Source organism: Nonomuraea roseola, from assembly GCF_039535395.1.
GTDB classification, from domain to species: domain Bacteria; phylum Actinomycetota; class Actinomycetes; order Streptosporangiales; family Streptosporangiaceae; genus Nonomuraea; species Nonomuraea roseola.
This window is the reverse complement of sequence record NZ_BAAAXC010000012.1, coordinates 155,704-182,645: the sequence shown is the minus strand read 5'-3', so window position 1 is coordinate 182,645 and position 26,942 is coordinate 155,704. Positions and strand designations below refer to the sequence as shown.

22 protein-coding genes and 1 riboswitch are annotated in these 26,942 nt (G+C 71.6%); of the genes, 5 read left to right on the top strand and 17 right to left on the bottom strand.

The features are described from left to right. Positions 1-97: 97 nt before the first annotated feature. The 6 genes from ribH to ABFX55_RS12925 all read right to left on the bottom strand — a co-directional run bounded on the left by ribH (position 98) and on the right by ABFX55_RS12925 (position 5,373). Positions 98-565: a 6,7-dimethyl-8-ribityllumazine synthase gene (ribH, locus tag ABFX55_RS12950; RefSeq protein WP_346120748.1), complete on the bottom strand. Its 468-nt coding sequence runs from the start codon at positions 563-565 to the stop codon at positions 98-100. Then, the gene (locus tag ABFX55_RS12945; RefSeq protein ID WP_346120746.1) at positions 562-1,767 is read right to left on the bottom strand and encodes a bifunctional 3,4-dihydroxy-2-butanone-4-phosphate synthase/GTP cyclohydrolase II; all 1,206 of its coding nucleotides are present in this window, start codon (positions 1,765-1,767) and stop codon (positions 562-564) included. The genes ribH and ABFX55_RS12945 overlap by 4 nt, the downstream gene beginning before the upstream one ends. Further along, the gene (gene pnuC / locus ABFX55_RS12940; protein ID WP_346120744.1) at positions 1,764-2,387 is read right to left on the bottom strand and encodes a nicotinamide riboside transporter PnuC; all 624 of its coding nucleotides are present in this window, start codon (positions 2,385-2,387) and stop codon (positions 1,764-1,766) included. Before pnuC ends, ABFX55_RS12945 begins: the two co-directional genes overlap by 4 nt. Next, on the bottom strand, positions 2,384-2,974 hold the full coding sequence (locus ABFX55_RS12935) for a riboflavin synthase (RefSeq protein ID WP_346120743.1): 591 nt from the start codon (positions 2,972-2,974) through the stop codon (positions 2,384-2,386). The genes pnuC and ABFX55_RS12935 overlap by 4 nt, the downstream gene beginning before the upstream one ends. Continuing rightward, entirely contained in the window at positions 2,974-4,116 is a 1,143-nt protein-coding gene (ribD, locus tag ABFX55_RS12930; RefSeq protein ID WP_346120741.1) for a bifunctional diaminohydroxyphosphoribosylaminopyrimidine deaminase/5-amino-6-(5-phosphoribosylamino)uracil reductase RibD, read from the bottom strand. The genes ABFX55_RS12935 and ribD overlap by 1 nt, the downstream gene beginning before the upstream one ends. A 103-nt stretch (positions 4,117-4,219) precedes the next feature. Continuing rightward, positions 4,220-4,350: riboswitch (FMN riboswitch) on the bottom strand. Between the two features lie 213 nt (positions 4,351-4,563). Further along, positions 4,564-5,373 (bottom strand): oxygenase MpaB family protein, encoded by an 810-nt coding sequence (locus tag ABFX55_RS12925; RefSeq protein WP_346120739.1) that lies wholly within the window; start codon positions 5,371-5,373, stop codon positions 4,564-4,566. A 222-nt stretch (positions 5,374-5,595) separates the two neighbouring features. Between ABFX55_RS12925 and ABFX55_RS12920 the strand changes: the two genes are divergently transcribed. From ABFX55_RS12920 to ABFX55_RS12900, 5 genes are read left to right on the top strand one after another with little or no spacing between them, the layout of a single operon-like run. Next, on the top strand, positions 5,596-6,588 hold the full coding sequence (locus ABFX55_RS12920; RefSeq protein ID WP_346120737.1) for an ABC transporter permease: 993 nt from the start codon (positions 5,596-5,598) through the stop codon (positions 6,586-6,588). A 7-nt stretch (positions 6,589-6,595) separates the two neighbouring features. After that, complete coding sequence (locus ABFX55_RS12915) at positions 6,596-8,374, top strand: ABC transporter substrate-binding protein (protein ID WP_346120735.1); 1,779 nt, start codon at positions 6,596-6,598, stop codon at positions 8,372-8,374. A 54-nt stretch (positions 8,375-8,428) separates the two neighbouring features. Then, positions 8,429-9,409, top strand: coding sequence for an ABC transporter permease (locus tag ABFX55_RS12910; protein ID WP_346120733.1), 981 nt, complete (start codon positions 8,429-8,431; stop codon positions 9,407-9,409). Then, positions 9,409-10,401, top strand: coding sequence for an ABC transporter ATP-binding protein (locus tag ABFX55_RS12905; protein WP_346120731.1), 993 nt, complete (start codon positions 9,409-9,411; stop codon positions 10,399-10,401). Before ABFX55_RS12910 ends, ABFX55_RS12905 begins: the two co-directional genes overlap by 1 nt. Continuing rightward, positions 10,398-11,378: an ABC transporter ATP-binding protein gene (locus tag ABFX55_RS12900; protein ID WP_346120729.1), complete on the top strand. Its 981-nt coding sequence runs from the start codon at positions 10,398-10,400 to the stop codon at positions 11,376-11,378. The genes ABFX55_RS12905 and ABFX55_RS12900 overlap by 4 nt, the downstream gene beginning before the upstream one ends. 279 nt (positions 11,379-11,657) lie before the next feature. Here the strand turns inward: ABFX55_RS12900 and rpe are convergent, their stop codons facing one another. The 11 genes from rpe to ABFX55_RS12845 all read right to left on the bottom strand — a co-directional run bounded on the left by rpe (position 11,658) and on the right by ABFX55_RS12845 (position 26,750). Beyond that, on the bottom strand, positions 11,658-12,311 hold the full coding sequence (rpe, locus tag ABFX55_RS12895; protein WP_346120727.1) for a ribulose-phosphate 3-epimerase: 654 nt from the start codon (positions 12,309-12,311) through the stop codon (positions 11,658-11,660). Between the two features lie 200 nt (positions 12,312-12,511). After that, a complete protein-coding gene (locus tag ABFX55_RS12890) occupies positions 12,512-14,146 on the bottom strand; it encodes an RsmB/NOP family class I SAM-dependent RNA methyltransferase (protein ID WP_346120725.1) in 1,635 nt (544 codons plus the stop codon). Continuing rightward, the gene (fmt, locus tag ABFX55_RS12885; RefSeq protein WP_346120723.1) at positions 14,146-15,075 is read right to left on the bottom strand and encodes a methionyl-tRNA formyltransferase; all 930 of its coding nucleotides are present in this window, start codon (positions 15,073-15,075) and stop codon (positions 14,146-14,148) included. Before fmt ends, ABFX55_RS12890 begins: the two co-directional genes overlap by 1 nt. Positions 15,076-15,077: 2 nt before the next feature. Continuing rightward, entirely contained in the window at positions 15,078-15,626 is a 549-nt protein-coding gene (gene def, locus ABFX55_RS12880) for a peptide deformylase (protein WP_346120721.1), read from the bottom strand. A gap of 71 nt (positions 15,627-15,697) precedes the next feature. After that, positions 15,698-17,032 carry a hypothetical protein gene (locus ABFX55_RS12875; protein WP_346120719.1) on the bottom strand — a complete coding sequence of 445 codons (1,335 nt, stop codon included), beginning with the start codon at positions 17,030-17,032 and terminating at the stop codon, positions 15,698-15,700. A gap of 23 nt (positions 17,033-17,055) precedes the next feature. Continuing rightward, positions 17,056-18,654, bottom strand: coding sequence for a hypothetical protein (locus tag ABFX55_RS12870; protein WP_346120717.1), 1,599 nt, complete (start codon positions 18,652-18,654; stop codon positions 17,056-17,058). Positions 18,655-18,703: 49 nt separating this feature from the next. Then, positions 18,704-20,890, bottom strand: a complete 2,187-nt coding sequence (locus ABFX55_RS12865; RefSeq protein ID WP_346120715.1) for a primosomal protein N' — start codon at positions 20,888-20,890, stop codon at positions 18,704-18,706. Positions 20,891-21,191: 301 nt separating this feature from the next. Continuing rightward, positions 21,192-22,454: an ATP-binding protein gene (locus tag ABFX55_RS12860; RefSeq protein WP_346120714.1), complete on the bottom strand. Its 1,263-nt coding sequence runs from the start codon at positions 22,452-22,454 to the stop codon at positions 21,192-21,194. Between the two features lie 204 nt (positions 22,455-22,658). Beyond that, on the bottom strand, positions 22,659-24,926 hold the full coding sequence (locus ABFX55_RS12855; protein ID WP_346120712.1) for an ATP-binding protein: 2,268 nt from the start codon (positions 24,924-24,926) through the stop codon (positions 22,659-22,661). Between the two features lie 240 nt (positions 24,927-25,166). Continuing rightward, on the bottom strand, positions 25,167-26,354 hold the full coding sequence (metK, locus tag ABFX55_RS12850) for a methionine adenosyltransferase (RefSeq protein ID WP_346120710.1): 1,188 nt from the start codon (positions 26,352-26,354) through the stop codon (positions 25,167-25,169). Between the two features lie 129 nt (positions 26,355-26,483). After that, on the bottom strand, positions 26,484-26,750 hold the full coding sequence (locus ABFX55_RS12845) for a hypothetical protein (RefSeq protein ID WP_346120708.1): 267 nt from the start codon (positions 26,748-26,750) through the stop codon (positions 26,484-26,486). Positions 26,751-26,942 lie beyond the last annotated feature (192 nt).

Below are 26,942 nucleotides of genomic sequence, written 5' to 3'. Positions count from 1 at the left end.
CGCGGCCGCCAGGTCAGGGGCAGGGGCGGAGGACTCACGGGCTCAGGCATGTCGGCTTCTCGCTGTGTCGGTGGGCGTTGTCTTGATCAAGTGAAAACTATCGCAGTCCTCGCAGGAGCAGCGCCGTCTCCATCGCCGCGACCGTGGACTCGTACCCCTTGTCCTCGACGCTGCCGGGCAGCCCGCTCCTGGCGATCGCCTGGTCAAGGGTTTCACAGGTGAGCACCCCATTGCCGACGGGGGTCTCCTCGTCCAGCGAGATCCGGGTCAGCCCCGCCGTGACCGAGTCGCACACGTAGTCGAAGTGCGCGGTCTCGCCGCGGATCACCGCGCCGAGCGCCACCACCGCGTCGTGCCTCCTGGCCATGGCCTGGGCGATCACCGGGATCTCCAGCGAGCCCGCGACGCGCACCACGGTGGCGTTCGCGCCGCTGTCCTGCGCGGCCTGGACGGCCCTCGCCACCAGCTGGTCGGTGATCTTCCCGTGCCAGCTGGCCGCCACGATCCCCACGCTGAGCCCTGTCGCGTCGACCACCGTCGCCGCGGGCCTGCCCGCTCCGCTCACAGCTGGTGCCCCAATCGCTCTCTCTTGGCCTTCAGGTAGCCCTCGTTGTGCGGGTTGGCCGCCACCGGCATCGGCTCGCGGCCCAGCACCTTGATGCCGTAGCCGTCCATGCCGCGCAGCTTGGCCGGGTTGTTGGTGAGCAGCCTGACCGACTTCACGCCGAGGTCGGCCAGGATCTGCCCGGCGTTGGAGAACTCCCTCGCGTCCACAGGAAGGCCGAGCTCCAGGTTGGCGTCGACGGTGTCGCTTCCATTGTCCTGCAGGCTGTAGGCCTGCAGCTTGGCCAGCAGGCCGATGCCCCTGCCCTCGTGGCCCCGCAGGTAGACGATCACGCCGCGGCCCTCCTCGGCTATCGCCTCCATGGCGTTCTCCAGCTGCACGCCGCAGTCGCAGCGCAGCGAGCCGAACACGTCGCCCGTCAGGCACTCGGAGTGGGCACGCACCAGGACGTTCTCGCCGTCGCCCAGCTCGCCGAGCACCAGCGCGACGTGCTCGCCGCCGTCGAGGGCGCTGGCGTAGCCGTAGGCCTGCCAGAGCCCGTAGATGTTGGGCAGCCTGGTCTCGGCGACTCTCGTGACCATGCTCTCGGTGCGCCGCCTGTGGTCGACCAGCTGCTCGATGGAGATCAGTGCGAGGTCGTGCTTGTCGGCGAACTCCCGCAGCTCGGGCAGCCTGGCCATGGTGCCGTCGTCGTTGACGATCTCGGCGAGCACGCCCGCGGGGCTCAGGCCCGCCAGGCGGGCCAGGTCGACGGCGGCCTCGGTGTGGCCCCTCCTGGCCAGCACCCCGCCCTCGTGGTAGCGCAGCGGGAAGATGTGGCCCGGCCTGACCAGCTCCTGGGGCTCGGTGGCCGAGTCGGCCAGCGTGCGGATGGTCCTGGCGCGGTCGGCGGCCGAGATGCCGGTGGTCACGCCGTCGCGGGCGTCCACGCTGATCGTGTACGCGGTGCGCATGCGCTCCTTGTTCTGGAACACCATGAGCGGCAGGCCGAGCCTGTCGAGCTCGCGCCCCTCCATCGGCACGCAGATCACCCCGCTGGTGTGGCGGATGGTGAAGGTGAGCAGCTCCGGCGTGGCCCTGGCCGCGGCGAAGATGATGTCGCCCTCGTTCTCGCGGTTCTCGTCGTCGACGACCACGACGGGCCTGCCCTCGCGGATGTCGTGGATGGCCCGTTCGACCGAGTCGAGCGTGATGTCGCTCATGCCGGCACCGCCGCGGTGGAGCGGTACTGCTTCAGCCAGCTGCGGAAGCCGAGGATGACCAGCACGAGGAAGACGGCGTAGACGACGCCCGAGACCACCAGGCCCGAGGTGAAGGCCAGCGGCACGCCCACGAGGTCGACGAGCACCCAGATCCACCAGAAGTCGAGCAGCGCCCTGCCCTGCGCGAAGGTGGCCACCGCCGAGCCGACGAAGATGTAGGCGTCCGGCCACGGCGCCCACGAGATGTGCAGGCCCAGGGAGTTGAGCCATGTGAACAGCAGGGCGATCACGACCGTGCCGACCACCATGGCGCCGATCAGCGCGGTGCGCTCCCTGCCCGTCGCCGGCCTGACGGCGAGGCCGCCGTCGTCGCGCCTGCCCTGGGTCCACTTGTACCAGCCGTAGACGGCCAGGGCGCCGAAGAGCACCTGCTTGAGCGCGTTACCGGTGATGTGCGCGTTGACGGAGGCGATGAACAGCAGCACCGCGCCCGTCAGCTGCACCGGCCAGGTCCACATGGACCTGCGCATCGCCAGCACGACCGTGGCCAGCGCGGCGACGTTGCCGATCAGGTCGGTCCAGTAGACCGGCGTGCCGAAGACGGTGAAGTCGCCGTTCACTTGGTCACCACCAGCTTCTCCACGTACTTCGCGATCACGTCCACCTCGAGGTTGACCAGGTCGCCCTCCCGCCTGGCGCCCAGCGTGGTGAGCTCGAGCGTCGTGGGGATCAGGCTCACGCCGAAGCTGTCCTCGTCCACGCTGGTCACGGTGAGGCTGATCCCGTCGACCGCGATCGAGCCCTTCTCCGCCACATAGCGGTTCAGCTCGCGCGGCAGGGAGAAGCGCACGTCGTCCCACAGCTCGCCCCGCTCACGCGACAGCAGTGCCGCCGTGCCGTCCACGTGGCCCTGCACGATGTGCCCGCCCAGGCGCTGGTCGGCCCGTACGGCCCGCTCCAGGTTGACCCGCGCGCCCGCCTGCGCGTTCTTGAGCGAACTCCTGTTCAGGGTCTCCCGCATCACGTCGACGGTGAACACCTCGTCCTCGACGTCGACGACGGTCAGGCAGACGCCGTTGACGGCGATCGAGTCGCCGTGCTTGGCGTCAGAGGTGACGACCTTGCCGCGCACGGCCAGCCTGGCCGCCTCGCCGTGGGGTTCGATCGAGACGATCTCGCCCAGCTCTTCCACTATTCCGGTGAACATCAGTTCTCCTCACTCGCGGGGCGGGCGGTGATCCGCAGGTCCGTCCCGATGGGGGTTACATCCTCGAAGACCAGCCGGTGGGTGTCGGAGATCGTCCGCACCCCCGCCGGCCCCAGCGCGGCGGCCCCCGATCCGAGGAGCGCCGGAGCCAGGTAGGCGACGACGCGGTCGACCAGCCCTTCCCTCAGGAAGGAACCCGCGAGGGCCGGTCCGCCTTCCACGAACACGCTGACGATCTGCCGCCTGGCGAGTTCGGTCAGCAGCGCGCGCAGGTCGAGGCCGTGCGGGTGGGCTCTCGGCAGGCGCAGGAGAGGTGCCTGCAGGTCGGTCTTGGCGTCGTCGGCGACGGCGATGAGGGTGGGGGCCTCGGACGACAGCACCCTGGCGCCGGGAGGAGTCCTCGCCTCTGAGTCGACCACCACCCGCAACGGCGCCCGGCGCGGGGTGGCCGGGTGAGGGCTCTGGTGGAAGGAGCGCCGGTGGTCAGGGCGGGCGGTCAGCCGGGGGTCGTCGGCCAGGACGGTGCCGATCCCCGCGACGACGGCGTCGGACTCGGCGCGCAACCTGTGCACGTCGGCCCTGGCCTCGGGGGAGGTGATCCACTGGCTGGTGCCGTCCTGCGCCGCCGACCTGCCGTCGAGGGTGGCGGCGAACTTCCACGTCACGTGCGGCCTGCCGAGCCGGACGAAGGTGAGCCACTCGGCGTTGCCGCGCTCGGCCTCCTCGGCCATCAGGCCGCTGTCGACGCGTACGCCGTGGGCGCGCAGCCTGCTCATCCCGCCCGCGGCTTCGGGATTGGGGTCGAGGACGGCCACGACCACCCTCGCGACGCCCGCCTCCAGCAGGGCCTGCGAGCAGGGCCCCGTGCGGCCGGTGTGGTCGCAGGGCTCGAGGGTGACGTACGCGGTGCCGCCTCTGGCCCGCTCGCCCGCCTCGCTCAGCGCCACGACCTCGGCGTGCGGGCCGCCCGCGTAGGCGTGGAAGCCCTCGCCCGCGTGGGCTCCCGCCGCGTCGACGACGACGCAGCCGACGACGGGGTTGGGACTGGTGGTGCCCCGGCCGAGCGCGGCCAGTCTGATCGCCCTCGCCATGTGCAGGGCGTCGCCATCCGGTACGGCACCGGCCGGGCTGGGTTCGTCCACCCCCGGACCTCCTACTCGCCAGTAGCTTGCAGCTACGGCGGGCCCCGGGGATGACAGGGTGCGGCACACGCACCACAGAGGCGCCCGGCTGGACACCGGACACCCGCGCGCTTCCTCCCATCCGGACTTTCACCGTCGGTCCCGGAATTTCACCGAGTCAACCGGCCGATGGCATCGGCCGGGTCGCGGACTGTCACCGCCGGTTCGGACTTTCACCGACCCCGGAGCACGCTAGCTCTGTTCGCTACCAGTTTGCCATGCCCGAAAAGCCGGACGCGACCACCCCCGGCGAAATTTTTGAACGAGCGCTTGGTTGATACGTTTTCCCAGGTGAGCGGTTTCGCCGTTCGGGCGGCCGGCCGTCATCGCACGAGTACCGTCCCTTCGGAGGACGGATCCACGTGCCGGGCGGCGGCGCGCTGCCGTGCGTGCCGTACCGGGGAAGGATCAGGCGGCCATGATGCGGCGCGCCCTGCGGGCGTCGGGGGCGTAGCGCACCTGGGCGGGCACGAAGCCCAGCCCCGCGTGCAGCGCGCGCAGCGACGCCGTGGCCCACAGGTCGCCCACAGGGGTGGCGGGCAGCCCGTACAGGCGGCGCGCCCACCGGGGCAGCGTCGCGAAGGCGAGCAGGGTGAGCGCGGGCAGCGCGGCCTTGACCGGCGCGAGGTAGAACGGCAGCGGCGCGTTGAGCGACAGCCGCAGCGGATGGGCGGCCTCGGGCACGAACCGCAGGCCAGGGCGCTCCGCCTCGATGTAGTCGCGCATCTCGGCCACCGACCCCGGCACCTCGGACGGCGAGAGGCCGACGACCTCGGCCGCCGCGCGCCACTCGGCCACGAACCGGTCGGCGTCGGCGTGCGACAGGCCGATGCCCGCCCTGCGGGCGACCGACAGGTAGGAGTCGACCTCGCCGACGTGCACCCAGCGCAGCGCCTCGGGCTCGTCGAGACGATAGCGCTCGCCGGTGTCGGGATCGAGCGCGGTCAGCGTGGCGTGGATCTTCCTGACCCTGGCTCCCGCGCGGGCCACCTCGGCGTGCGTGCCGTAGGTGCGCACCCTGACGAACTCGGTCGTGCGCTGGAAGCGCGACCACGCCTCGGCGGGGTCCATGAGCGCGGAGTTCTGCAGCACTCCGCGCATCGCCCTGGGATGCAGGCCCTGCATGAGCAGGGCGCGGAAGCCGCCCACCAGCAGGATGGGCTCCCCCATCACCCGCCAGGTCACCGAGTGCGGCCCGAACAGCCCGTGATCCTCCATAAGTAATCAATTACCCCACAACCATGGACCCATGTCCTGAATTCGTGGAGTTCGTGTCGCGATCTGGTGACCGATCCAGGCCACACGCCGCCGATTGTCACTCGGATCAGTCGACGAACACGTCGGAATCGCGCGACAGAATCGGCAAGGAACGCGCATTGAATTGACGGTCCCGCGGCTGCGAACGTGCTCGCAAGGCACGACAGACACGGGAGCAGCCCCATGACGATCCCGACCTCCACGCTGGACGCGACCGCCGTGACCCCGCTGCCCGAAGCCGTCGGGCGCTCGCCCGGCCAGCTCATGTGGCTGCGCTTCAAGCGCGACCGGGCCGGGATCGGGGCCGCCGTGATCGTGCTGTTCTTCTTCCTCGTCGCCATTCTCGCGCCGGTCATTTCCATGGTCTACGGAAAAGATCCCTACACGCTCTACGGCCAGGAGAATCCGGGGCTGCTGAACGACTTCGGCTATCCCGTGGGGGCCAACGGAGGGGTGAGCGCGCAATTCTGGTTCGGCATCGAGCCGGGCCTCGGCCGCGACGTGTTCACCCAGCTCGTCTACGGCATCAGGACCTCCCTGCTGATCGCGGCCGTGGCCACGGTGCTCACCTCCCTGCTCGGCGTGGTGCTCGGCATCGTGGCCGGCTACGCGGGAGGGCGGGTCGACTCGCTGATCAGCCGGGTGATCGACATCGTGCTGTCCTTCCCCGCGGTGCTGTTCACGATCGCGTTCATGCCCGTGGTGGAGAACCTGTTCGTCAGGCCCGACGAGCAGACGCCCGTGTGGCTGCGCGCGGTCACGCTGGTGATCGTGCTGAGCGCCTTCGGCTGGGCCGGGCTGGCCAGGCTGCTGCGCGGCCAGGTGCTGACGCTGAGGGAGCGCGAGTTCGTCGAGGCCGCCAGGGTGACCGGCGCCTCCCCCGCCAGGGTCGTGTTCAGGGAGCTGCTGCCGAACCTCTGGACCCCGATCCTCATCCAGTCGACGCTGCTGCTGCCCGCCCTGGTGACGGCGGAGGCGGCGCTGTCCTTCCTCGGCGTCGGCATGATCGAGCCGATCCCCGACTGGGGGCGGATGTTCCTGCGCGGCACCGAGGTCTACCAGAACGACATCACCTACCTCGTCTTCCCCGGCGTCGCCCTGCTGGTCTTCGTCATCGCGTTCAACCTGCTCGGCGACTCCGTCAGGGACGCCTTCGACCCGAAGATCAAACGATAGGAGAGTCATGCCGTCCGTCCGCACGGTCATCGCCGTACTCGCCGCCGCGGCCCTGGCGCTCACCGGCGCCTGCGCGCCCGCCAACCAGGGCGCTCCCCCGCAGGGCACGAGCCCGCAGGCGACGCCCTCGGCCGCCGCCTCGTACAGCCCGCCGAAGATCTCGGTGGGCACCGCCGAGGACAGCAGGGGTCCAGCCATCGAGCCCGACGGCGCCGTCAAGGGCGGCACCGTCACGATGATCGACAGGGACGACTTCTCCCACCTGGACCCCGCCCAGATCTACGTCAACACCGAGGCCAACTTCGCGCTGCTCCTGCATCGCGGGCTGACCGGCTACAAGCGGGTCGCCAAGGGCGACTACAAGCTCGTCGGCGACCTGGCCACCGACGCGGGAACGGCCTCCGACGGCGGCAGAACGTGGACCTTCACCCTGAAGGACGGGGTGAAGTGGCAGGACGGCACGCCGATCACCTCGGCGGACGTCAAGTGGACGATCGAGCGGATGTTCGCCCCCTTCATCACCCAGGGACCCACCTACATCCAGCAGTGGCTGACGCAGGAGGACCACAGGGCGGCCTACGAGGGGCCCTACGGCGGCAAGGAGCTCGACGCCATCGAGACCCCCGACGACAAGACCGTCGTCTTCAGGTTCAAGGCGCCGCACGCCGACGCCAACTACGCGTTCGCGATGGCCGGCTACAACATCGTGCCCAAGGCCAAGGACACCAAGGAGCAGTACGACAAGCAGCCGGTCTCCAGCGGGCCGTACATCATCAAGTCGCACGTGGTGGACAAGTCGTACGAACTGGAGCGCAACCCGCAGTGGGACGCGGCCACCGACCCGATCCGCGGCGCCTACCCCGACGGGTGGAAGCTGGAGTTCGGCCAGGAGGCGCTGCAGATCACCGACAGGCTCGTCGCCGACGCGGGCGCCGACCAGCAGGCGTTCACCTTCTACGCCCTCACCCCGCCCGAGCGGCTGCAGCAGGTGCTCAGCGACCAGAGCCTGGCGCCCAGGCGCATGATCAGCCCCTCGCCCTACGGCAACTACTACTACTTCAACCTCGACAGGGTGAAGGACGTCAAGATCCGCCAGGCCGTCAACCACGCCTGGCCCGGCAGGCAGATCCAGCAGATCATGGGCGGGCCCCAGGCCGCCGCGCTGCCGACGACCATCCTGAACGAGAACACCACGATCGGCTACGAGTCCTACGACCTGTTCGCCAAGGCCGCCAAGCCCGACGGGGACGTCGAGAAGGCCAAGCGGCTGCTGGCCGAGTCGAGCGACCCGACGCCGACCATCGTCTACGCCTACAACCAGACGCCCGTGCAGGAACGTGTCACCGTCGCGATCAAGAACGCGCTCGAGAAGGCGGGGATCACGGTCGTCACCAAGCCCATGGACCGCAAGACCTACTACGACTCCATCGGCCTGGTGGACAACGCCTTCGACCTCTACTGGGGCGGGTGGGGCGCCGACTGGGCCTCAGGCTCGACGGTCCTGCCGGTCATCTTCGGCCCCGTCGCCGACGGCGCCCCCAACTACTCGCACCTGAACGACCCCGCGCTCAAGGCCGAGATGAAGAAGATCGCCGAGATGCCCGACTTCGACGCGCAGAACGCGGCCTGGATGCGCCTCGACAGGAAGATCCAGGAGACCATCACCCCGCTGGTCGTGGCGGAGAACCGCATCGCGACCATGCTGCACGGCTCCAAGGTGGGCGGGGCGGAGATCGACCCCCAGCAGTGGATCGTCTCCCCCAACACCATCTTCGTGAAGCCATAGCGACCCCGGCCCCGGGCGGTCGCCGTCCGGGGCCCCTCCGCCGCGGGAGATCACGTGCTCCGTTTCGCCGTCCGCCGTACCATCGCCACCGCGATCACGCTGGTGATCATCTCGGCGGTGACGTTCTTCCTGTTCTTCGCGCTGCCGTCGGACCCCGCCCTGCTGGCCTGCGGCAAGGTCTGCCCGCCCGAGCTGCTCGCCCTCGTCAGGCGCAACCTCGGCCTCGACCAGCCGGTGATGGCCCAGTTCGTGGCGTGGTTGACGGGGATCTTCGCGGGCCGCGACTACCCGGGCCTCGGCTACTGCCCCGCGCCCTGCCTCGGATACTCCTTCGTCAACCGCGCCCCGGTCTTCGAGACGATCATGGACAGGCTGCCCGTGACGCTCTCGCTCACGATCGGCGCCGCGGTGATCTTCCTGACCTTCGGCGTCGCCACCGGCATCCTCGCCGCGCTGCGCCAGGGCCGTCCGCTGGACAAGGTCGCGAGCGTGGCCTCGCTCGTCGGGGCGTCGGTGCAGATCTACTTCGTCGGCACCCTCGCCCTGTACTTCCTGGTCTACCAGGGCAAGCTGCTGCCCAGCCCCTCGTACGTGCCGCTCACGGAGAACCCGCTCGGCTGGGCGACGGGGCTGCTGCTGCCCTGGGTGGTGCTGGCGATCATCTTCACCGCCAACTACACCAGGATGACGCGCTCCACGATGGTGGAGAACCTGAGTGAGGACTACGTCCGCACGGCCCGCGCCAAGGGCATGCCCGCCCGTACGGTCATCCTGCGCTTCGCGCTGCGCGGCACGCTGATCCCGATCGTCACGATCTTCGGCGTGGACCTCGGCACCCTCATCGGCGGCGCGATCATCACGGAGACCACGTTCGGCCTGCAGGGCATCGGCCGCCTGTCGGTCCGCGCCGTCACCTACTCCGACCTGCCCACGCTGATGGCGACCGTCCTGGTCGCCGCGGGCGCGATCGTGGTCATGAACGCCGTGGTCGACGCCCTCTACGCCGTCATCGACCCCAGGGTGAGGCTGACCTAGTGTTCCTTCACGTCAACGATCTGACCGTCGACTTCACGACCGAGGACGGCGTCGTCCACGCCGTGGACGAGCTGTCGTTCGAGGTCGAGCGCGGCAGCACGCTCGGTGTCGTGGGCGAGTCCGGCTCGGGCAAGTCGGTGACCAGCCTGGCGGTGCTCGGCCTGCACGACCCCCGCACCTCCACCATCTCTGGCAGCGTCCTGTTCGAGGGACAGGAACTGCTCGGCGCGCCCCGCACGGCGATGGAGCGGCTGCGCGGCGACAGGATCGCCATGATTTTCCAGGACCCGCTGACCTCGCTGTCGCCGTACCACACGGTGGGGGCGCAGATCGCGGAGGTCTACCGCAGGCACAGGGGCACGTCCAGGTCGGCCGCATGGGAGCGGGCGATCCAGATGCTGGACAGGGTCGGCATCCCGCAGCCGAAGGCGCGGGCCGAGGACTACCCGCACCAGTTCTCCGGCGGCATGCGGCAGCGCGCCACGATCGCGATGGCGCTGGTGTGCGACCCGGGCCTGCTGATCGCCGACGAACCGACCACCGCGCTGGACGTGACCGTGCAGGCGCAGATCCTCGACCTGCTGAGGGAACTGCAGGAGCAGAGCGGCACCGCGATCATCCTCATCACCCACGACCTGGGCGTGGTCGCCGCCGCCGCCCACGACGTGCTGGTCATGTACGCGGGCAGGGCCGTCGAGCGCGGCACCGTGCGTGAGGTGCTGCGCGAGCCCCGCCATCCGTACACGTGGGGGCTGCTCGGCTCGATGCCGACGCTGCGCCGCCCCGTCACCGAGGAGCTGCGGCCTGTGCGCGGCGCCCCTCCCAGCCTCGTCAACGTGCCGAACGGCTGCCCGTTCCACCCGCGCTGCGACTTCGTGGAACTACCCGGGCCCCGGGTGTGCACGGGCGAGCGGCCCGAGCTCTCCCCGCCGCGCGGGCACGGCGACGCCTGTTACCTGACCATGAAGCAGAAGCGGGAGGTGGCCCCATGACGCTGCTGGAGCTGTCGGGGCTGGAGAAGCACTTCCCCGTCAGGGGCGGCTTCCCGATCAGGCGTCAGATCGGCAGGGTGCACGCGGTGGACGGCGTCGACCTGACCGTCCACGCGGGGCAGACGCTCGGCCTGGTCGGCGAGTCGGGGTGCGGCAAGTCCACGACGGGACGCCTGGCCGCCCGCCTGCTCGAGCCCACCGCGGGACGCGTCCTCTACGACGGCCGCGACATCAGCCACGCGAGCCGCAGGTCGCTGAGACCGATCAGGCCGGAGATCCAGATGATCTTCCAGGACCCGTACTCGTCGCTGAACCCCCGTCACACGGTCGGCGCGATCATCAGGGGCCCGATGGACATCAACGGGCTCAACCCGAAGGGCGGGCGCGAGGCCAGGGTGCGCGAGCTCCTGGAGATCGTCGGGCTCAACCCCGAGCACGTCAACCGCTTCCCGCACGAGTTCTCCGGCGGCCAGCGGCAGCGGATCGGCATCGCGAGGGCGCTGGCGCTGGAGCCCAGGCTGATCGTCGCCGACGAGCCCGTCTCCGCGCTCGACGTCTCGATCCAGGCCCAGGTGGTCAACCTGCTGGGGCGGCTGCAGCGGGAGCTGGGGATCGCCTTCCTGTTCATCGCGCACGACCTGGCCGTGGTGCGGCACTTCTCGCAGCGGGTGGCGGTGATGTACCTGGGCAGGATCGTGGAGATCGGCGACAGGACCTCGCTCTACGAAAGCCCCCGGCACCCTTACACGCACGCGCTGCTGTCGGCGGTGCCCGAGGTGGCGGTGGACGGGGGCGGCAGGGAGCGGATCAGGCTCACCGGCGACGTGCCGTCGCCGATCGACCCGCCGTCGGGCTGCCGCTTCAGGACCAGGTGCTGGCGGGCGCAGGAGAAGTGCGCGCTGACCACGCCGCCGCTGACGCGGCTGCAGGGCAACCGCGAGGGCCACCTGACCGCGTGCCACTTCCCGCTTCCCTGATCCCACCAGTGGATCCCGCCCGTGCCCGCTGATCCGGACGTTCCCGCCGCCCGTTCCCGCTGATTCCGTACGGCAAGCTCCGCCACGCCCACCGCGGTCACCGCTGACCGCCCGTCCATCACGCGATCTCCAGCAGGACTCCGGCGCGCCACCCCAACGCCGCATCCGGCGACCTCCGCCCCGACGCGACGCACGGCCCCGCCGCCACGCAGGGCCCGTCGCGGCGTCGGGCGGTGGGCCGCGGCGGGGTGGTGGGGGCCGTTCGCGGTGGGAGAGGCGTCAGGTGGTGGCGAGTTCGCGGAGGTGGTCGATGGCGGCCGAGGGGTCGGCGGCGCCGTAGACCGCGCTGCCCGCGACGAACACGTCGGCGCCCGCCTCGGCGCAGCGCTCGATGGTGTCGGCCGCCACCCCGCCGTCGACCTGGAGCCACACCTCGCCCCCGTACCTGGCGATCAGCTCCCGCGCCCGCCTGATCTTCGGCAGGACCACGTCGAGGAACTTCTGCCCCCCGAAACCGGGCTCCACGGTCATCAGCAGCAGCATGTCGATCTCGGGCAGCAGGTCCTCGTACTGCTCGACCGCCGTCGCGGGGTTCAGCGCGAACCCTGAGCGCGCCCCCGCCGCGCGGATCTGGCGCAGCGTGCGCACGGGGGCCTTGGCGGCCTCGGCGTGGATGGTGACGCTGCCGGCTCCCACCTCGGCGTAGGCGGGGGCCCACCGGTCGGGGTCCTCGATCATCAGGTGGCAGTCGATCGGCGTCGAGGTGACCTTGAGGAGGGCCTCGACGACCGGAAGGCCGATGGTGAGGTTGGGCACGAAGTGGTTGTCCATGACATCCACGTGCAGCCAGTCGGCGTTCGGCACGCGGGCGGCCTCGTCGGCGAGCCTGGCGAAGTCGGCGGACAGGATGCTGGGCGAGATCTGAACGGCCATGATGCCCAGAGTTTAGTGAACACCTTCCGGCTCTCCACCACCGGCCACCGCGCCGCTGCCCACACCCGGCCACCCCCGGCATCCCGGCTCGCCCCAGCGGCCTCACACCCGGGAGCCCCCACTCCCCAGCGGCCGCGCATCCGGCCTTCCGCTCTCCCCATCGGCCCTGCGTGAGGTGCGGACGCACGCCCTCGGCAGGGTCAGGAGGGCGTGGCCGTCTTGCGCAGCAGCGCGATGAACATGGCGTCGGTGCCGTGACGGTGGGGCCAGAACTGCGCGTGGGGCCCCTCGCCGAGCCCCTCGACCTCGGGCAGGAAGGCGCGGGCGTCGAGCTGTTCGGCGTCGTTCCTGCGCTTCAGCGCGTCGGCGACCACGACCTGGGTCTCGGCCAGATGCGGCGAGCAGGTCACGTAGGCCACGACGCCGCCGGGCCGCAGCGCGTCGAGGGCGGCGGCCAGCAGACGGCGCTGCAGCGCGCCGAGTTCGGCCACGCTCGCGGGGTCACGCCGCCACCTGGCCTCCGGACGGCGGCGCAGTGCGCCGAGCCCGGTGCAGGGAGCGTCGAGCATGACCCTGTCGAAGACGCCAGGACGCCACGGCGGCTCGGTGCCGTCCGCGGTGACGACCGCGGCCTGCCTGGTGGTCTGCCAGACCAGCCTCGCCCTGTGGTACTGCGCGTCGGCGGCCAGCAGCCTCGCGCCCCCGGGGAAGGCGGCGGGATCGCGGGCGTCGAGCCCCGCCAGGTCGCCGTGGGTCGCGATGGCGTCGAGCAGGCCCGCCTTGCCGCCCGGCCCCGCGCACATGTCCAGCCACAGCTCGTCGGGCCCCTCCACGGGAACCCTGGTGAGCGCGAGGGCGACGAGCTGGCTGGCCTCGTCCTGAACGGCGGCGCGGGTCTCGGCCACCGCGAGGACCCGGCCGGGGTCGCCCTCGGAAAGGTAGGCGGCGTAGGGCGAGTAGCGTCCTGGCTCGGCCCCCGAGTCCTCGAGCTCCTCCATCGAGCTGCGCCCCGGCCTGACCACCAGCGTGACCACGGGCCTGGCGTTGTCGGCCGCCAGCAGCTCGGAGGTCTCCTTGGGGTCGCCGCCGAGCGCGTCGCGGAAGGCGCTGACGATCCAGCGGGGATGGCTGTAGGCGACCGCGAGATGGCCGACGGGGTCGGTGTCCTCCGAGGGCGCGACGATCGGGATCCACTCCTCCAGCGACCTGGAGGCGATCTTGCGCAGGACCGCGTTGGCGAAGCGGGAGGCGCCGGTGCCGATGCGCAGCCGTACCAGGTCGACGGTGGTGCCGACGGCCGCGTGCGGCGGAACGCGCATCTTGAGCAGTTGGTGGGCGCCCAGGCGCAGCGCGTCGAGCACGGCGGGATCGGGCTCGCGGTCGCCGCACATGTCGATGATCGAGTCGTAGGTGCCCAGGCCACGCAGCGTGCCGTAGGCCAGCTCGGTCGCCAGCGCGGCGTCGCGGCCGGCGAGGCCGCGCTCGCGCAGCAGGCGGGGCATGAGCAGGTTGGCGTAGGCGTCGCGCTCGTCGACGGCCCTCAGCAGGTCGTAGGCGGCGTTGCGCGCCTCGTCGCGCGTCGGCTTCGGCGGTCGCGGCCCACGACCGCGCCCTCCAGGGCCGCCGCGCCCTCCCGCAGAGCCCTGCCCTCCAGGCGAGCCCTGCCCTCCCGAGGAACCGCGCCCTCCGGAAGATCCGCGCCCTCCGGAGGAACCGCGCCCTCCGGAGGAACCGCGGCCGCCCGAAGGCCCGCGGCCCCCTGAGGAGCCGGAAGAACCGCCCGAGGAGCCCGAAGAGCCCGCGGAGCCGCGGCCCTGTGATCCACGATCCGCCATCAGACCAGCCGATCCTCAGCCGTGACGCGCACGCCGCGCGCCCACTCCCCCGCGGTCATCAGCCGCTTGCCCTGCGGCTGCACCTCGCCCAGCTCCACCGGGTGGGTGCCGGTGCCGACCAGCACGGTGTTCTTCTCCACCGAGAGCTCGCCAGGGGCCAGCCGCCCGGCCGACGCGACCTGCCGTACGGGACCGAGCTTCATCCGCTGGTCGCGGAAGGTCGTCCACGGCCCCGGGTTGGGCGTGCAGGCTCGCACGAGCCTGTCCACCCGCATGGCGGGCGCGCTCCAGTCGACCTGGGCGTCCTCGACGGTGAGCTTGGGCGCGACGGACACCCCTTCGAGCGGCTGGGGACGGGCCTCCAGCGTGCCGTCCTCGACGCCGTCGAGCGTGGCCGCCAGCAGCCCCGCGCCCGAGATCGCCAGGCGTGCAAGCAGCTCGCCGCTGGTGTCGGTGGCCTTGATCTCCTCAGTGACCACGCCGTAGACGGGCCCCGCGTCGAGCTCCTTCACGATCTGGAAGGTGGCCGCGCCGGTGATCTCGTCGCCGTGGAGCACGGCGTGCTGCACAGGAGCGGCTCCGCGCCAGGCGGGCAGCAGGGAGAAGTGCAGGTTGATCCACCCGTGGCGGGGGATGTCGAGCGCGACCTGCGGCAGCAGGGCCCCGTAGGCGACCACGGGGCAGCAGTCGGGCTCAAGCGCGGCCAGCTGGGCGAGGAAGTCGGGGTCGCCCACCTTGGCGGGACGCAGCACCTCGATGCCGGCCTCCCTCGCCAGCTCGGCGACCGGGCTGGGCTGCAGGGAGCGTCCCCTGCCCGCGCGGGCGTCGGGACGGGTGAGCACGGCCACCACCTCGTGGCGCGGCGAGTCGATCAGCGCGCGCAGCGAGGGCAGCGCGGTCTCGGGAGTGCCGGCGAAGACCAGGCGCATCGTCAGAGGGCCCTCCCGCCCGTGGCGTGGGGTGAGAACTTCACCGTGGGGGCGGACAACCCGCTCCACTCGGCCTCGCGGATGGCCTTCATCGCCAGCTTGCGCTGCTTGGAATCCATCCTGTCGATGAACAGGATGCCGTCGAGGTGGTCGGTCTCGTGCTGGAAGCACCTGGCCATCAGGTCGGTACCCTCGAGCACGACCGGCTCGCCGTGCATGTTGAAGCCCTTGGCGACCGCCCTGATCGCGCGCGGCGTCGGGAAGGACAGGCCGGGGAAGGACAGGCAGCCCTCCTCGCCCTCCTCGTCGAGGTCGGCCGACAGGTCGAGGTCGGGGTTGATCAGGTGCCCGAGCTGGTCGTCGACGTAGTAGGTGAACACGCGCAGGCCGACACCGATCTGCGGGGCCGCGAGGCCGGCGCCCGGCGCGTCCATCATCGTGTCGGTGAGGTCCTTGACCAGCTTGCGCAGCTCCTTGTCGAAGTCGACGACGGGGGCCGCCGGGGTGCGCAGCACCGGGTCACCGAACAGCCGGATCGACTGAATGGACAAGGGGTACTCCGTTCGCGTAGATGGGATCAACCCAGTCTACTGATGGGAAACGACGCGCTTGGTTCACGCGGCTAGTCGGGCGCGTTCCCCGTGAGCTGGGCCTCCAGCGAACGGGCCTTCATCGCGGCCTTCCTGGCGGCCTTGGCCACCGCCTGGTCCCCGTGGTGGTTGGCGAGCAGGTCGAGGACGGCGATGGTGTCGGGGTGGTCGACGGAGGCCATCTCGCCGACCAGGCGCACCAGCTCCTCGCCTGCCTCCAGGACGTCGAAGGAGCCCATCGCGCCCGGCGCGTCGGCGAAATAGAGCAGCGCGGCCAGCGAGTCGATCGCGATCCAGGTGTGGTCGTCGGGGCTGAGCGGCGGTGCGGGCAGGTCGCGGATGTGCAGCCAGGAGGCGGCGTAGCGCCACATGAGCGGCTCGTCGAGCGCCTTGCGGACGGGCAGCTCGGCCTCGGGGCCCAGCTCCTCCAGGATGGTGCCGACCGCGCCGCGCTGCCCCGCGGTGCCCGAGGCGGCGACCTGGACCAGCTCGTGGGCGGCCGACTCGGGTGAACGGCGCTCCAACCAGTAGGCGACCACGCTGGGCGTGACCGCACCCGTGATCATCGCCTCGACCAGCTCGCCGGCGGCGTAGTCGGAGTAGACCTCGACCTCGGCGGCCGTCGGCGCGTCGTGTCCCTCGCGCAGCAGGTCGCGCCTGACCGCCCAGACACCGAGCGGGGTGAGCCTGAAGTGGCCCGTGGCGGTCTGCTCGACCAGGCCGCAGTACTCGAGCACCGCCAGCGCCTCGTAGAGCTCGGCGGGCAGCACGGCGGCCAGGCGGCGCAGCTCCACCACGCCGGGGGCGCAGGCCACCTCGTGGGAGTGCAGGATGCCCTTGGCCAGGGTGGCGGCGGCCACGCCCGTGCGGACGGAGTAGATGGTGGCCAGCGTCTCGGCCAGGTGCTCGTCGATCACCTTCGACCCGGTCAGGCCAGGCTCCTCGGCGTTGGCGTCGGCCCTGTCGAGGACGTCCATCACCACGCCGTCCCAGAACTCCAGCGTCGCCTCGACCGGCAGCTGCGACGAGAGCGGGCCGCGGCCGGCCGTGCCCCTCATGATCTGCAGCAGCCCCGTGTTGACCGCGACGATCCACAGCAGGCGCAGGCGCGAGGGCGCCAGGCCGAGCTCGGCGACGGCGGCCTCGGCGTCAGCCGCGCGCAGCAGGCCGTGCTCGGTGACCGGACGGGTGCCCGTCCACGCGGTCAGACGCATGGCGTCGGCGACCAGCGGCACCCGTGGCACCGCCCTGGCCAGGTCGGCGTCGGGCGCGAGCGCGACCGGCGGGAAGACCAGGCCTTCGACGTGCTTGTCCTCGAGCGGAGGAGGCTTACGCAGCTCGGTGAGGTCGAAGACGTTGTTTGCCACCCACGAAACTTACTGCACACGCGTCACAGGGACGTACCGATCGCGCGGGAGCGTGCCTTGAACGCGGCTTTCCTGGCGGCCTTCGCCAGGGTGCCGTCGGGGATGGATCTGCCGAGAAGTTCGAGGACGTCGACCACGTCGGGGTGGTCGACCCGCCACATCTCCTCGATCAGGTAGGCGGGCGGTCCCGAGGCGGCGATGTTCTCGGCGAAGATCTCCGGGTCCTCCTCGGCCGCGGGCATCGCGAGGGCGAGCATGTCGACGCTCACCCAGAGCAGCTCCTCCTGCGTCAGGGGAGGCGCAGGCAGGCCACGGGAGGTCAGCCAGTGGATGGCGTGCGGGCGCAGCTCCTGGTCGTCCAGGCAGGCGCGTACCGCGCTCTCGGCGGCCGAGTCGAGTCTGTCGACGATGGTGACCGCGATGCCGCGCGCCACGGCGGGCGCGCCGCCCGCCGCCGACAGCAGTTCGGCGGCTGCCTCGGCGGCGCTCCTGCGCTCCAGCCAGCGCTGGATGTCCTCCTCGGCCAGCTCCGTCGGCATGCCCGACAGCAGCCCTTCGATCAGGCCCATGGCGTCGGCGGCGGCCAGGTCCTCGGCTTCCGGAGCCTCCAGGCCGTGACCGAGGTAGAGGCGGCGCAGGCCGTAGCAGGCCAGCGGGGTCAGCGTGACGGTGTCGCCCGAGCGCGACACCAGGCCGCAGTGGGCCAGGCGGCCGAGCGCGGCGTCGACGTCGGGCCGCTCGTACTCGAGCAGCTCGTCGAGGTACTCGCCGACCACGGTCACGGGAACGGGCGACTGCAGGCGGTAGAGCATGTCGAACAGGTCGTAGAGCTCCTCGTCGAGCTCGGCGCAGCCGGTGACCTGACCGGCGGTGTCCTTCTCGACGAGGAACTCGACCATCGAGGCCCACGCGTCCATGGGCGCGCCCCGCTCGCGCAGGCGGCCGAGGTCCCACAGCAGGCTCGGGGTCGGCAGCGGCGCGGCCGCCGCGTCCTTGACGCGCAGGCGTCCCCTGGCGGTGGGCGTGGAGCCGCGCTCGGCCAGCCACTCGCGCAGCGCGCTCGCCTCGCCGAGGACGGGGACGGCCTCGAGCGCCGCCTCCAGCTCGTGCTCGGGCGCCAGCCGTACGGCCGGCAGCGGCGCGCAGGCGGGGCAGTCGCACGGCGCCTCCCCCAGGTCGGGCACCTCGCCCGCCGGAATGGCGATCGACTGCTCGAGCGACTCGGGCCCGATCGAGCTGAACAGGCTCTTGGCCATGCCGAAGTTGGCCGGGTCGGCCAGCGCGGTGGCCATCTCCGGTTCGATCTCGGTGAGCGCGCCGCGCATCAGCGCGGCCCGCTCCTCGGAGATCTCACCCAGGTCGAGGAGGAAGTCGACCAGCGTGCGTGCGGCCGCGACGGTCTCGGACGCGCTCTCGGGTGGCGCGATGACCTTGCGGGGATAGATCGACAGGAGCAGCTCTTCGAAGGTGGCAGGGGTGAACTCGCCGAGCTCGGTCACGTTCAGGTAGTCACTGGCGTAGTCGCAGAGCAGCCGGACCTCGTCCGCGTCCACGTCGACTTCGTGCGCCCGCCCCCAGGCGCGCAGATCGTCGATGGCTCGGTTCACCCATTCGATCGACACAGGGTGACGCTAACGGAGTACTTACGCCCGCGCGAATCGGGGAAAGGGGCTATATCAGGTCGAGAGGGTCAACACTTACCCTCACGACATCCTGCGCCTTACGCGCCGCACGCACCCCCGTGGCCCCTTTCAGCGCCAGAGCCAACTCCGGCCCCACCGACCTGGGCACGCGGATCATGGCACGTTCCTGCTCGCCGTCGCTCCTTCTCGTCTCCACGGGGACGGGCCCGAGCACCTGCGCCTCCGAGGGCAGCCTGACCTCCCCGAGCATCTCCCTGACGGCCGAGGGCGAGCCGGTCAGCGTCGCCATCCGCACCGCGGGAGGGAAGCCCAGCTCCCTCCTGTCGGCCAGCTCGCGCTCGGCGTGCGTGATCGGGTCCCAGCGCAGCAGCGCCTGGACGGCGGGCATCGCGGCGTCGGCCAGCACCACCAGCTCGGCCGAGGGCCTGAGTAGGGCGGCGGCGTTCATCCAGCGGCGCACCGCCTCCTCCCCCGCCCTCAGATCGGCCCTGCCCAGCATCGCCCACCCGTCGAGCAGCACCGCCGCCGTGTAGCCTCCCGCCGCGACAGGCTCGGCGCCGGGCGTGGCCACCACCAGCGCCCGCCCCTCCCCGACCGTGGCCAGCACGCCGTCGCGGCCCGAGGTCTTCACGGGCACCGAAGGGAAGGCGCGCCCCAGTTCCTCCGCCGTACGGCGGGCGCCCACCACGGAGGCGCGGATCCTTCCGTCGCCGCAGGACGGGCAGCGCCAGTCGCCCGCGATGCGCCCGCACCACCGGCAGTAGGGGGCGGCGTGCCCGCCCCTCAGCGCCAGCGGCCCGTGACACAGCACCTGCTCGGTGAGCGTCGCGCGTGTCGGCGGGTGCGCGCACCGCGCCGGAGCCCTGCACGTACGGCAGGCGAGCGAAGGCAGGTAGCCGCGGCGCGGGACCTGCACGAGCACCGGCCCGTCCTCCAGGCCCAGCCTCAGCGCCCGCCAGGCCACACTGGGCAGCCGGGCGGCGCGGGCCGCCTGGTCCTTGGCGAGCTCGCCGTCCTCTCCCGCGGGTTTCACCCTCGGCGCGACGGCTCTGACGGTCGCCCTGTCGGCCACGATCGGGCCCGCCCAGCCGGAGGCCAGCAGCTGCGTGGCCTCGGCCGTACGGGAGTAGCCGCCGATCAGCATGCCCGCGCCCGCCCTGTGCGCGCGCAGGGCCAGCACCTCCCTGGCGTGCGGGTAGGGGGAGAGGCGTTCGGCGTGCAGATCGTCGCCGTCGTCCCAGATGACGACCAGGCCCAGCTTCTCGACGGGGGCGAACATCGCCGCCCTCGTGCCCACGACCGCCCGCACCTGACCGCGCAGCGCCCGCAGCCACCTGCGGTAGCGCTCGGCGGGCCCGAGGTCGGCCGTGATGGCCACATGCCTGCCCTCGCCCAGCGCCCCGGTCAGCGCCTCGTCCACCATGACGACGTCCTTGCCGTCCGGCACGACGACCACCGCCGCCCTGCCGCCCTCGAGCGTCGCGCGCACGGCCTCGGCGACGGGGACCGCCCAGCCGGTGTTGCCCGGCAGCGCGCTCCACACGGCTCTCGGGTGCCTGCCGTCTCTCAGCGCCTCGAGGAAGGAGGGCCCCATGGGGTAGGCCTTCCACGCGCCTGAGTCCTCGCCGGTCCGCCCTGGCCGGCCCTCGTCCGCCTCCGCGCCGCCCCGCTCCGCGCCGCCCTGCTCCGTACTGCCGGGCTCGGTACTGCCGGGCTCGGTACTGCCGGGCTCGGTCTGGGCGGGCTCCGTCTGGGCGGGCTCCGTCTGGGCGAGGGCGCTCTTGTCCGACTCGGCGCGGGCGTGCCTGGGGGGCACCGCCAGCCGCAGGACGTCGGCCATGGTCCCCGCGTAGCGGTCGGCGACCGCGCGGGTCAGCCCCGCGATCTCGGGGGTGAGCACGGGCTCGGGCGAGACCACCCGCTCCAGCGCCGCCAGCCTGCCGCCGTGGTCGCTGCCCGCCACCCGCTCCAGCAGGAAGCCGTCGACGAGCTTGCCTGCGAAGCGGACCCTCACCCGCACGCCAGGACGCGCCTCCGCGTCCATCCGCTCGGGCACCAGATAGTCGAAGGGCCTGTCGAGGTGCGGGAGGGGGTTGTCGACGACGACCCTGGCCACCGGCAGGTCGGCGGCGGCCACGGGGGCGCCGAGGGTCTTGGCCTTCTCCGCGGGCCTTACGGCCTCCAGTGGCAGCAGGGCATCGTCGGAGTCGGTCACAGACTACGTCTACCAGATGCCGGGCACCGGCCGGTCAGGCCAGAGCCGCCGGGCACGTTCTCTGACGGGCAGCCGGTGCGTGGTGATGCCGGCCATGTCGCGCGGCCCGCTGACGTGGACCTCCGTCAGGTGTGGAGCTCTTCCCTCCACGGTGGACCAGCGGGCGGCCTCGAGCGGCGGGACGCACGGCAAGCGCTTCCGCCTGCCGGGCGACGCAGGGATTGCCGCCGCGGACCGCTCGGCCGCCCGCCGGCATCACCAGCATGGACAGCGTCGGCGGGCGCCGCATCGGGAGAAGTGCCTAGAGCCGCACCGAGGTGCCCTCGGTGATCACCCAGGCGGCCACGTGGGTGCGGGAGGCCAGGTTGCTCTTGGCGAGGATGTTGCGAACATGGGCGTCCACCGTGCGCTTGGAGATCACGAGCCTGTTGGCGATCTGCAGATTGGTCAGCCCCTCGGCGATGAGGGTGGCGACCTGCGCCTCCCTCGGGCTGAGCGGGGCCGCGCGCGGCGCGGGAGCCGTCCGCGGGGGTGGCGGCGGAGGAGGCGTCCAGTCGAGGGGGGCTCGCTCCCTGCTGTCGAGGCGGGCCAGGCCCACGCGCCGGTAGAGGCCGAGCAGCCGGTAGCGCATGCCGTCGGCCGTGGGCTCCCTCAGCACGACCGAGTGGTCGACCAGGTCGCACAGCACGGCGGCGACGTCCGCCTCCGGCAGGCCTGCCGCCGCGCCCGCCGCCTCGGCGACCTCCAGGGGGAAGCTCCCGCTGAGCACCGACAGCGCCTCCCACAGCACCCGCTGCTCCGCGCCGCACAGGACGTGGCTCCACTCCACCAGCGAGCGCAGGTCGCGCTGGCGGGCCAGGACGTTCGTGCTGGAGCCCGCCAGATCGGGCCAGCGGTCGTCCATCCGCTCCAGCAGTTCGGCCAGCGGCAGCGAGCGCAGGCAGCCGGCGGCCAGCTCGATGGCCAGGGGCACCCCCTCCAGGCTTCTGCAGATCTCCTCTGCGAAGGGGCGGGTGGCCTCGGTCAGCTCGAACCCCTGGTCGACGGCGCGTGCCCGTTCGACGAACAGCGCGAGCGCCTCGTGTTCCGGCAGCGGGCCGACGGTCAGGACCCGCTGGCCCGGCACGGTCAACAGCAGGCGGCTGACGGCCAGCACCTTCGTCCTGCCCGTCCCCCGCAGCACCGCCTCGACCAGCCTCGACACCGGGCCCATCAGGTGCTCGCAGGTGTCGAGGACCAGCAGGGCCCGCCATCCCGCGAAGGCGTCGGCCACCTCCTCCGCCGTCGTCAGCTCCGGCCTGCCCATGGTCGCCGCCACCGCGGCGACCAAGGAGCGCTCGTCGGCCACGTGGGAGAGCTCGGCGTACCACACCCCGTCGGGAAAGCGCCTGCGCGCCCCGTGGGCGATCCTGGTCGCCACCCTGGTCTTGCCGACCCCGCCAGGCCCTGTCACGGTGAGCAGCCGCGAGTCAGACAGGCCGAGCAACCCCTCGGCGATCTCCTCCGCCCGCCCTGCGAGGCTGGTGTACTCGACAGGCAGGTTCCCCTTCCCCGCTGTGGTCATCTCGGTCACTCCTTCGGCGAACCCTGGGGCCCGGCAGGCCGGCACCCCCGTAGCCGCCCGCCGGGCCGTCCGTCTCGCGAACGTCCTGGTTCGCGATCGACGCGAACCGCCCCCGCGGCCCCGAGGTACGGACACGACGAGTATTCAGGGCATCACGCTTGGCAACATCGGGAGAAGTGCCTATTCCCATCACGATGTTCGGGCTCATGACCGCCCGCGCTCCTTGATCACCCAGGCGGCGATCTGGCTGCGCCCTGCGAAGCCGAGCTTCTTGAGGATGTTCTCCACGTGGGTGTCGACGGTCCTGGTGGCGATCACCAGGCGCTGGGAGATGGCGCGGTTGGTCAGCCCGTCGGCCACCAGCCTGGCCACGTCGGTCTCCCGCGGCGTGAGCAGCGCCTGCCCATGGCCCTTCTCCTGCCGGGAGGAGCCGTGGCACAGCGTCAGGGCGCACGCGACCACCTCCGCCGCCGACATGGCCTTCCCCGCGGCCGCCGCCCTGTCGTAGTGCGGTCCGAGCGCGGCGCGCAGCCGCTCCTCACAGGCCGAGTGCTCCCTGGCCAGCTGGCGCGAGCCGAAGAAGGCGCTCACCTCGATCTTCCACAGGCCGCCTGTGGCGCTCAGCAGCATGGCGGCGCGGGTGTGCTCGTCGAGGTCGGTGGCCAGCCAGCCCACCACCTCGACGGCGAAGGCGGTGGCGTGGTTGGTGCGCATGCGCGCGTGGGCGCGCACCGCGGAGGTGGCCAGGCGCATGGCCTCGGCGTACTCGCCCCTGCCACGCAGCGCGAGCGCCAGGATGAGGTCGGCCCAGGCGCCGATGACGTCCTCGCGCTGCTCGGCGCAGAGCCGGCGGGCCCTGCGCAGCACGTCCACGGCCTCGTCGAAGCGCAGCTGCGCCACGTGGACCAGCCCGAGGGTGACGATCCCCTCGGCCGCGGCGACGCTGCGGCTGCCCGTCATGGTCTTCAGCGCCCGTCTCAGCCCCTGCTCCGCCGTGTCGAGCTCGCCCATCACGAAGTGGTACATCCCTCGCACGATCTCCAGGTAACGGCTGCCGGGGTGCTCCCATGGCTCGTCGGCTCCCTCGAGGGCGGCGACCAGGTCGTCGGCCTCGACCAGGCTGAGCCGCGCGGCTTCGAGGTCGCCCTGCCCGACCCTGATGTGGGTGAGCGTCATCAGGGCCGCGAGCCGGAGGAAACCCTCGATGCCGCTGGTGGCCAGGAAGCGTTCGAGATAGCTCCTGCCCTCCCTCGACATCCCCGCGTACAGCCAGAGGAACCACAGCCCCACCAGCATCCGCGCGCAGTTGTCCACCTGTCCTTCGGCGGCGGCGTACGACTCGATCGCCGCGCGGAAGTTGGGCCACTCCCCGCGGGCCGTGCTCCAGGTCGCCAGACGGCTGACGGAGTTCTGCTCGCACCCGAGCCTGACGGCCATGGCCAGGTAGTGCTCCCTGTGCCGGCGCCGCAGCTCCCCGAGCTCGCCGGCCGACATCCTGGCCAGCGCGAACTGCCTGACACCGCCGAGCATCCTGTAGGCGACGCGGCCCTCGTCCCGCTCGGTGATGACGACCGACCTGTCGACCAGCGCGGCGAGCGCGGGGTAGACCTCCTCCTCGGCCAGCCCCTCGCCCGAGCACACCGCCTCCGCCGCCGCGAGGTCGAAGGGCCCGGCGAAGACGGCGAGCCGCCGCCACAGCAGCCGCTCCTCGGGTCCGCACAGATCGTGGCTCCAGCCGACGGCCGCCTCCATGACCGAGCCGCCGGGCTGCCCTCCCATCGTGCGCAGGATCTCCTCCAGCGGCATGGCCCGCGCCCGCACCGCGGCCAGCTCGATGGCCAGCGGGACGCCCTCCAGCCTGCGGCACAGCCCCGAGACCAGCGCCGTGTTCTGCTCGGTCAGCCTGAAGGAGGGATCGGCCGTCCGCTCGACGAGCAGCGCGTACGACTCGGTGGCCGCCACCTCCGCCAGCGAGGCGCCCGCGCAGGGCACGCTCATCGGGCGCACCTCCACGGTGTGCTCGCCCGGCGCGCGCAGCACCTGCCTGCTGGTGAGCAGCATGTGCAGCCCTGGCGCCGCCGCCAGCAGCGCCTGGGCCAGCGCGGACACCTCCTCCGGCAGGTGCTCGCAGCCGTCGAGCACCAGCAGTGTCCTGCGCGGCCGCAGGTGGCCCGCCAGCAGGCGCACCCCGCTGTGCGAGAGCAGCTCGTGGATCCCCATCGCCTGGGCGAGCGCGTGCTCAAGGCTCTCGGCCGAGGTGAGGCCCGACAGGCTGACGAAGACGACGCCGTCGGCGAAGGCCCTGCGCGTCAGTCTGGCCGCCCTGATCGCCACCCTGGTCTTGCCCACGCCCGCGACGCCCGTCAGCGTGACGAGCCTGCCGCGCTGCAGGGCGCGCCGTACGGCCCCGACCTCCGCCCTGCGTCCGACGAGGGTGGTGGTCTCCTGTGGCAGGGCGGGCCTGAACGTCACGGACCCGTCCCCGCTCGGCGTGACGACGGCACACCCGTGCCGTCGACGAGTAAAAGGCTCACGGTCAAAGATCTTGCCCATCCGGCGAGCTGCCTATACGCGATCTCACCTACGGGCGGCCTCCCCGGCTGGCTGGAGACCGCCTGGAAGCCACGCTATAGAGATCACCGCGATTCCTCCCGCCGAACGCGACAATGCCGCACTCCACAGGAGTGCGGCATCGTCGTGGACGCGAAGGGGTCAGAGACCGGCGGCGGTGCGCAGCGCCTCGGCGCGGTCGGTCGACTCCCACGAGAAGCCCTCACGGCCGAAGTGGCCGTAGGCGGCGGTCTCGGAGTAGATCGGGCGCAGCAGGTCGAGGTCGCGGATGATCGCGGCGGGACGCAGGTCGAACACCTGGGTCACGGCCTCCTGGATCTTCTCCACGGTGACCTTCTCGGTGCCGAAGGTCTCGACGAACACGCCGACAGGGTGCGCCTTGCCGATGGCGTAGGCGACCTGGACCTCGGCGCGGTCGGCCAGACCGGCGGCGACGATGTTCTTGGCGACCCAGCGCATCGCGTAGGCGGCCGAGCGGTCGACCTTGGACGGGTCCTTGCCGGAGAAGGCGCCGCCACCGTGGCGGGCCATGCCGCCGTAGGTGTCGACGATGATCTTGCGTCCGGTGAGGCCGGCGTCGCCCATGGGGCCGCCGATCTCGAAGCGGCCCGTCGGGTTGACCAGCAGGCGGTAGCCGTCGGTGTCGATGTCGAGCCCGGCGAGCACGTGGTCGACCACGTGCTCCTTGATGTCGGGGGTCAGCATCTCCTTGAGGTCGATCTCCGCGGCGTGCTGCGTGGAGACGACGACCGTGTCGAGGCGGACGGGCTGGTCACCGTCGTACTCGATGGTGACCTGGGTCTTGCCGTCGGGACGCAGGTAGGGCACCAGGCCCGACTTGCGCACCTCGGACAGGCGGCGGGCCAGCCGGTGCGCCAGCGTGATCGGCAGCGGCATCAGCTCGGGCGTCTCGCGGCAGGCGTAGCCGAACATCAGGCCCTGGTCGCCCGCGCCCTGACGGTCAAGCTCGTCGATGTCACCGTCGACGCGGTGCTCGTAGGCGTCGTCGACGCCCTGGGCGATGTCGGGCGACTGCGCGCCGATGGAGGCCGACACGCCGCAGGAGGCGCCGTCGAACCCCTTGTGGGAGGCGTCGTAGCCGATCTCAAGGATCTTCTCGCGGATGACGCCGGCGATGTCGACGTAGGTCTCGGTCGTCACCTCGCCTGCGACGTGGACCTGGCCGGTAGTGATCAGCGTCTCGACGGCGACCCTGCTCTTGGGGTCGTCCTTGAGCATGGCGTCGAGAATCGCGTCACTGATCTGGTCGGCGATCTTGTCCGGGTGGCCTTCTGTGACCGACTCGGAGGTGAACAGGCGACGTGACAACTCAGTGGCTCCTCATGCAGCGGCTGCTGACGGATGTGCGGCTCGGGCGGGTAGGACACGCCAGGGCCATCGCCGAAGTGTAGCCCTACATGCCTGCGCGCCGCGAAACTGCTCTCATTGTGCCCCTTGTCAGAGCTCAGGGAGCGGATCCAGGGGCAGCGACTCGGGGTCGAACACCTCCGTGTCGGCCGCGGCCACGACGGCCGCGTACTCCTCGTCGAACTCGAAGAACATCTCCCCCACCTGGATGACGGGGCTCGGCGCCATGGTGATCGGGCCCAGCCTGGTCGCCCTGGGAAAGGCGGCGTAGAGCGAGACGGGACGGTCGTTCCTCAGCATCCTGGTGGCCAGGACGGAGACGGACCTGTCGGTCACGACGATCAAAAAGTTCGCCACGCCCGGCGGGCCTATCGACAGCGCGGGAAAGACATAGCGGATCTCCTCCCCCCGACGCAACAGAGCCCGGCAGCGATCTCTGACAGCCGACGTCACCGGCATCGCATCCCCCCTCGCCGACCCTCAGTATCCGCAGGCAGACGGGGTGCCGCAACGGTTGATCAGGTAACCGCCCATGCCGAAAGCGCGCTT

Excerpts from the sequence above, each read along its gene's own strand:
- ABFX55_RS12945 (WP_346120746.1), bottom strand. The coding sequence starts at position 1,767 with ATGAGCGACATCACGCTCGACTCGGTCGAACGGGCCATCCACGACATC.
- ABFX55_RS12935 (WP_346120743.1), bottom strand. The coding sequence starts at position 2,974 with ATGTTCACCGGAATAGTGGAAGAGCTGGGCGAGATCGTCTCGATCGAA.
- ABFX55_RS12925 (WP_346120739.1), bottom strand. The coding sequence starts at position 5,373 with ATGGAGGATCACGGGCTGTTCGGGCCGCACTCGGTGACCTGGCGGGTG.
- ABFX55_RS12920 (WP_346120737.1), top strand. The coding sequence starts at position 5,596 with ATGACGATCCCGACCTCCACGCTGGACGCGACCGCCGTGACCCCGCTG.
- ABFX55_RS12915 (WP_346120735.1), top strand. The coding sequence starts at position 6,596 with ATGCCGTCCGTCCGCACGGTCATCGCCGTACTCGCCGCCGCGGCCCTG.
- ABFX55_RS12900 (WP_346120729.1), top strand. The coding sequence starts at position 10,398 with ATGACGCTGCTGGAGCTGTCGGGGCTGGAGAAGCACTTCCCCGTCAGG.
- rpe (WP_346120727.1), bottom strand. The coding sequence starts at position 12,311 with ATGGCCGTTCAGATCTCGCCCAGCATCCTGTCCGCCGACTTCGCCAGG.
- ABFX55_RS12890 (WP_346120725.1), bottom strand. The coding sequence starts at position 14,146 with ATGGCGGATCGTGGATCACAGGGCCGCGGCTCCGCGGGCTCTTCGGGC.
- fmt (WP_346120723.1), bottom strand. The coding sequence starts at position 15,075 with ATGCGCCTGGTCTTCGCCGGCACTCCCGAGACCGCGCTGCCCTCGCTG.
- ABFX55_RS12860 (WP_346120714.1), bottom strand. The coding sequence starts at position 22,454 with ATGACCACAGCGGGGAAGGGGAACCTGCCTGTCGAGTACACCAGCCTC.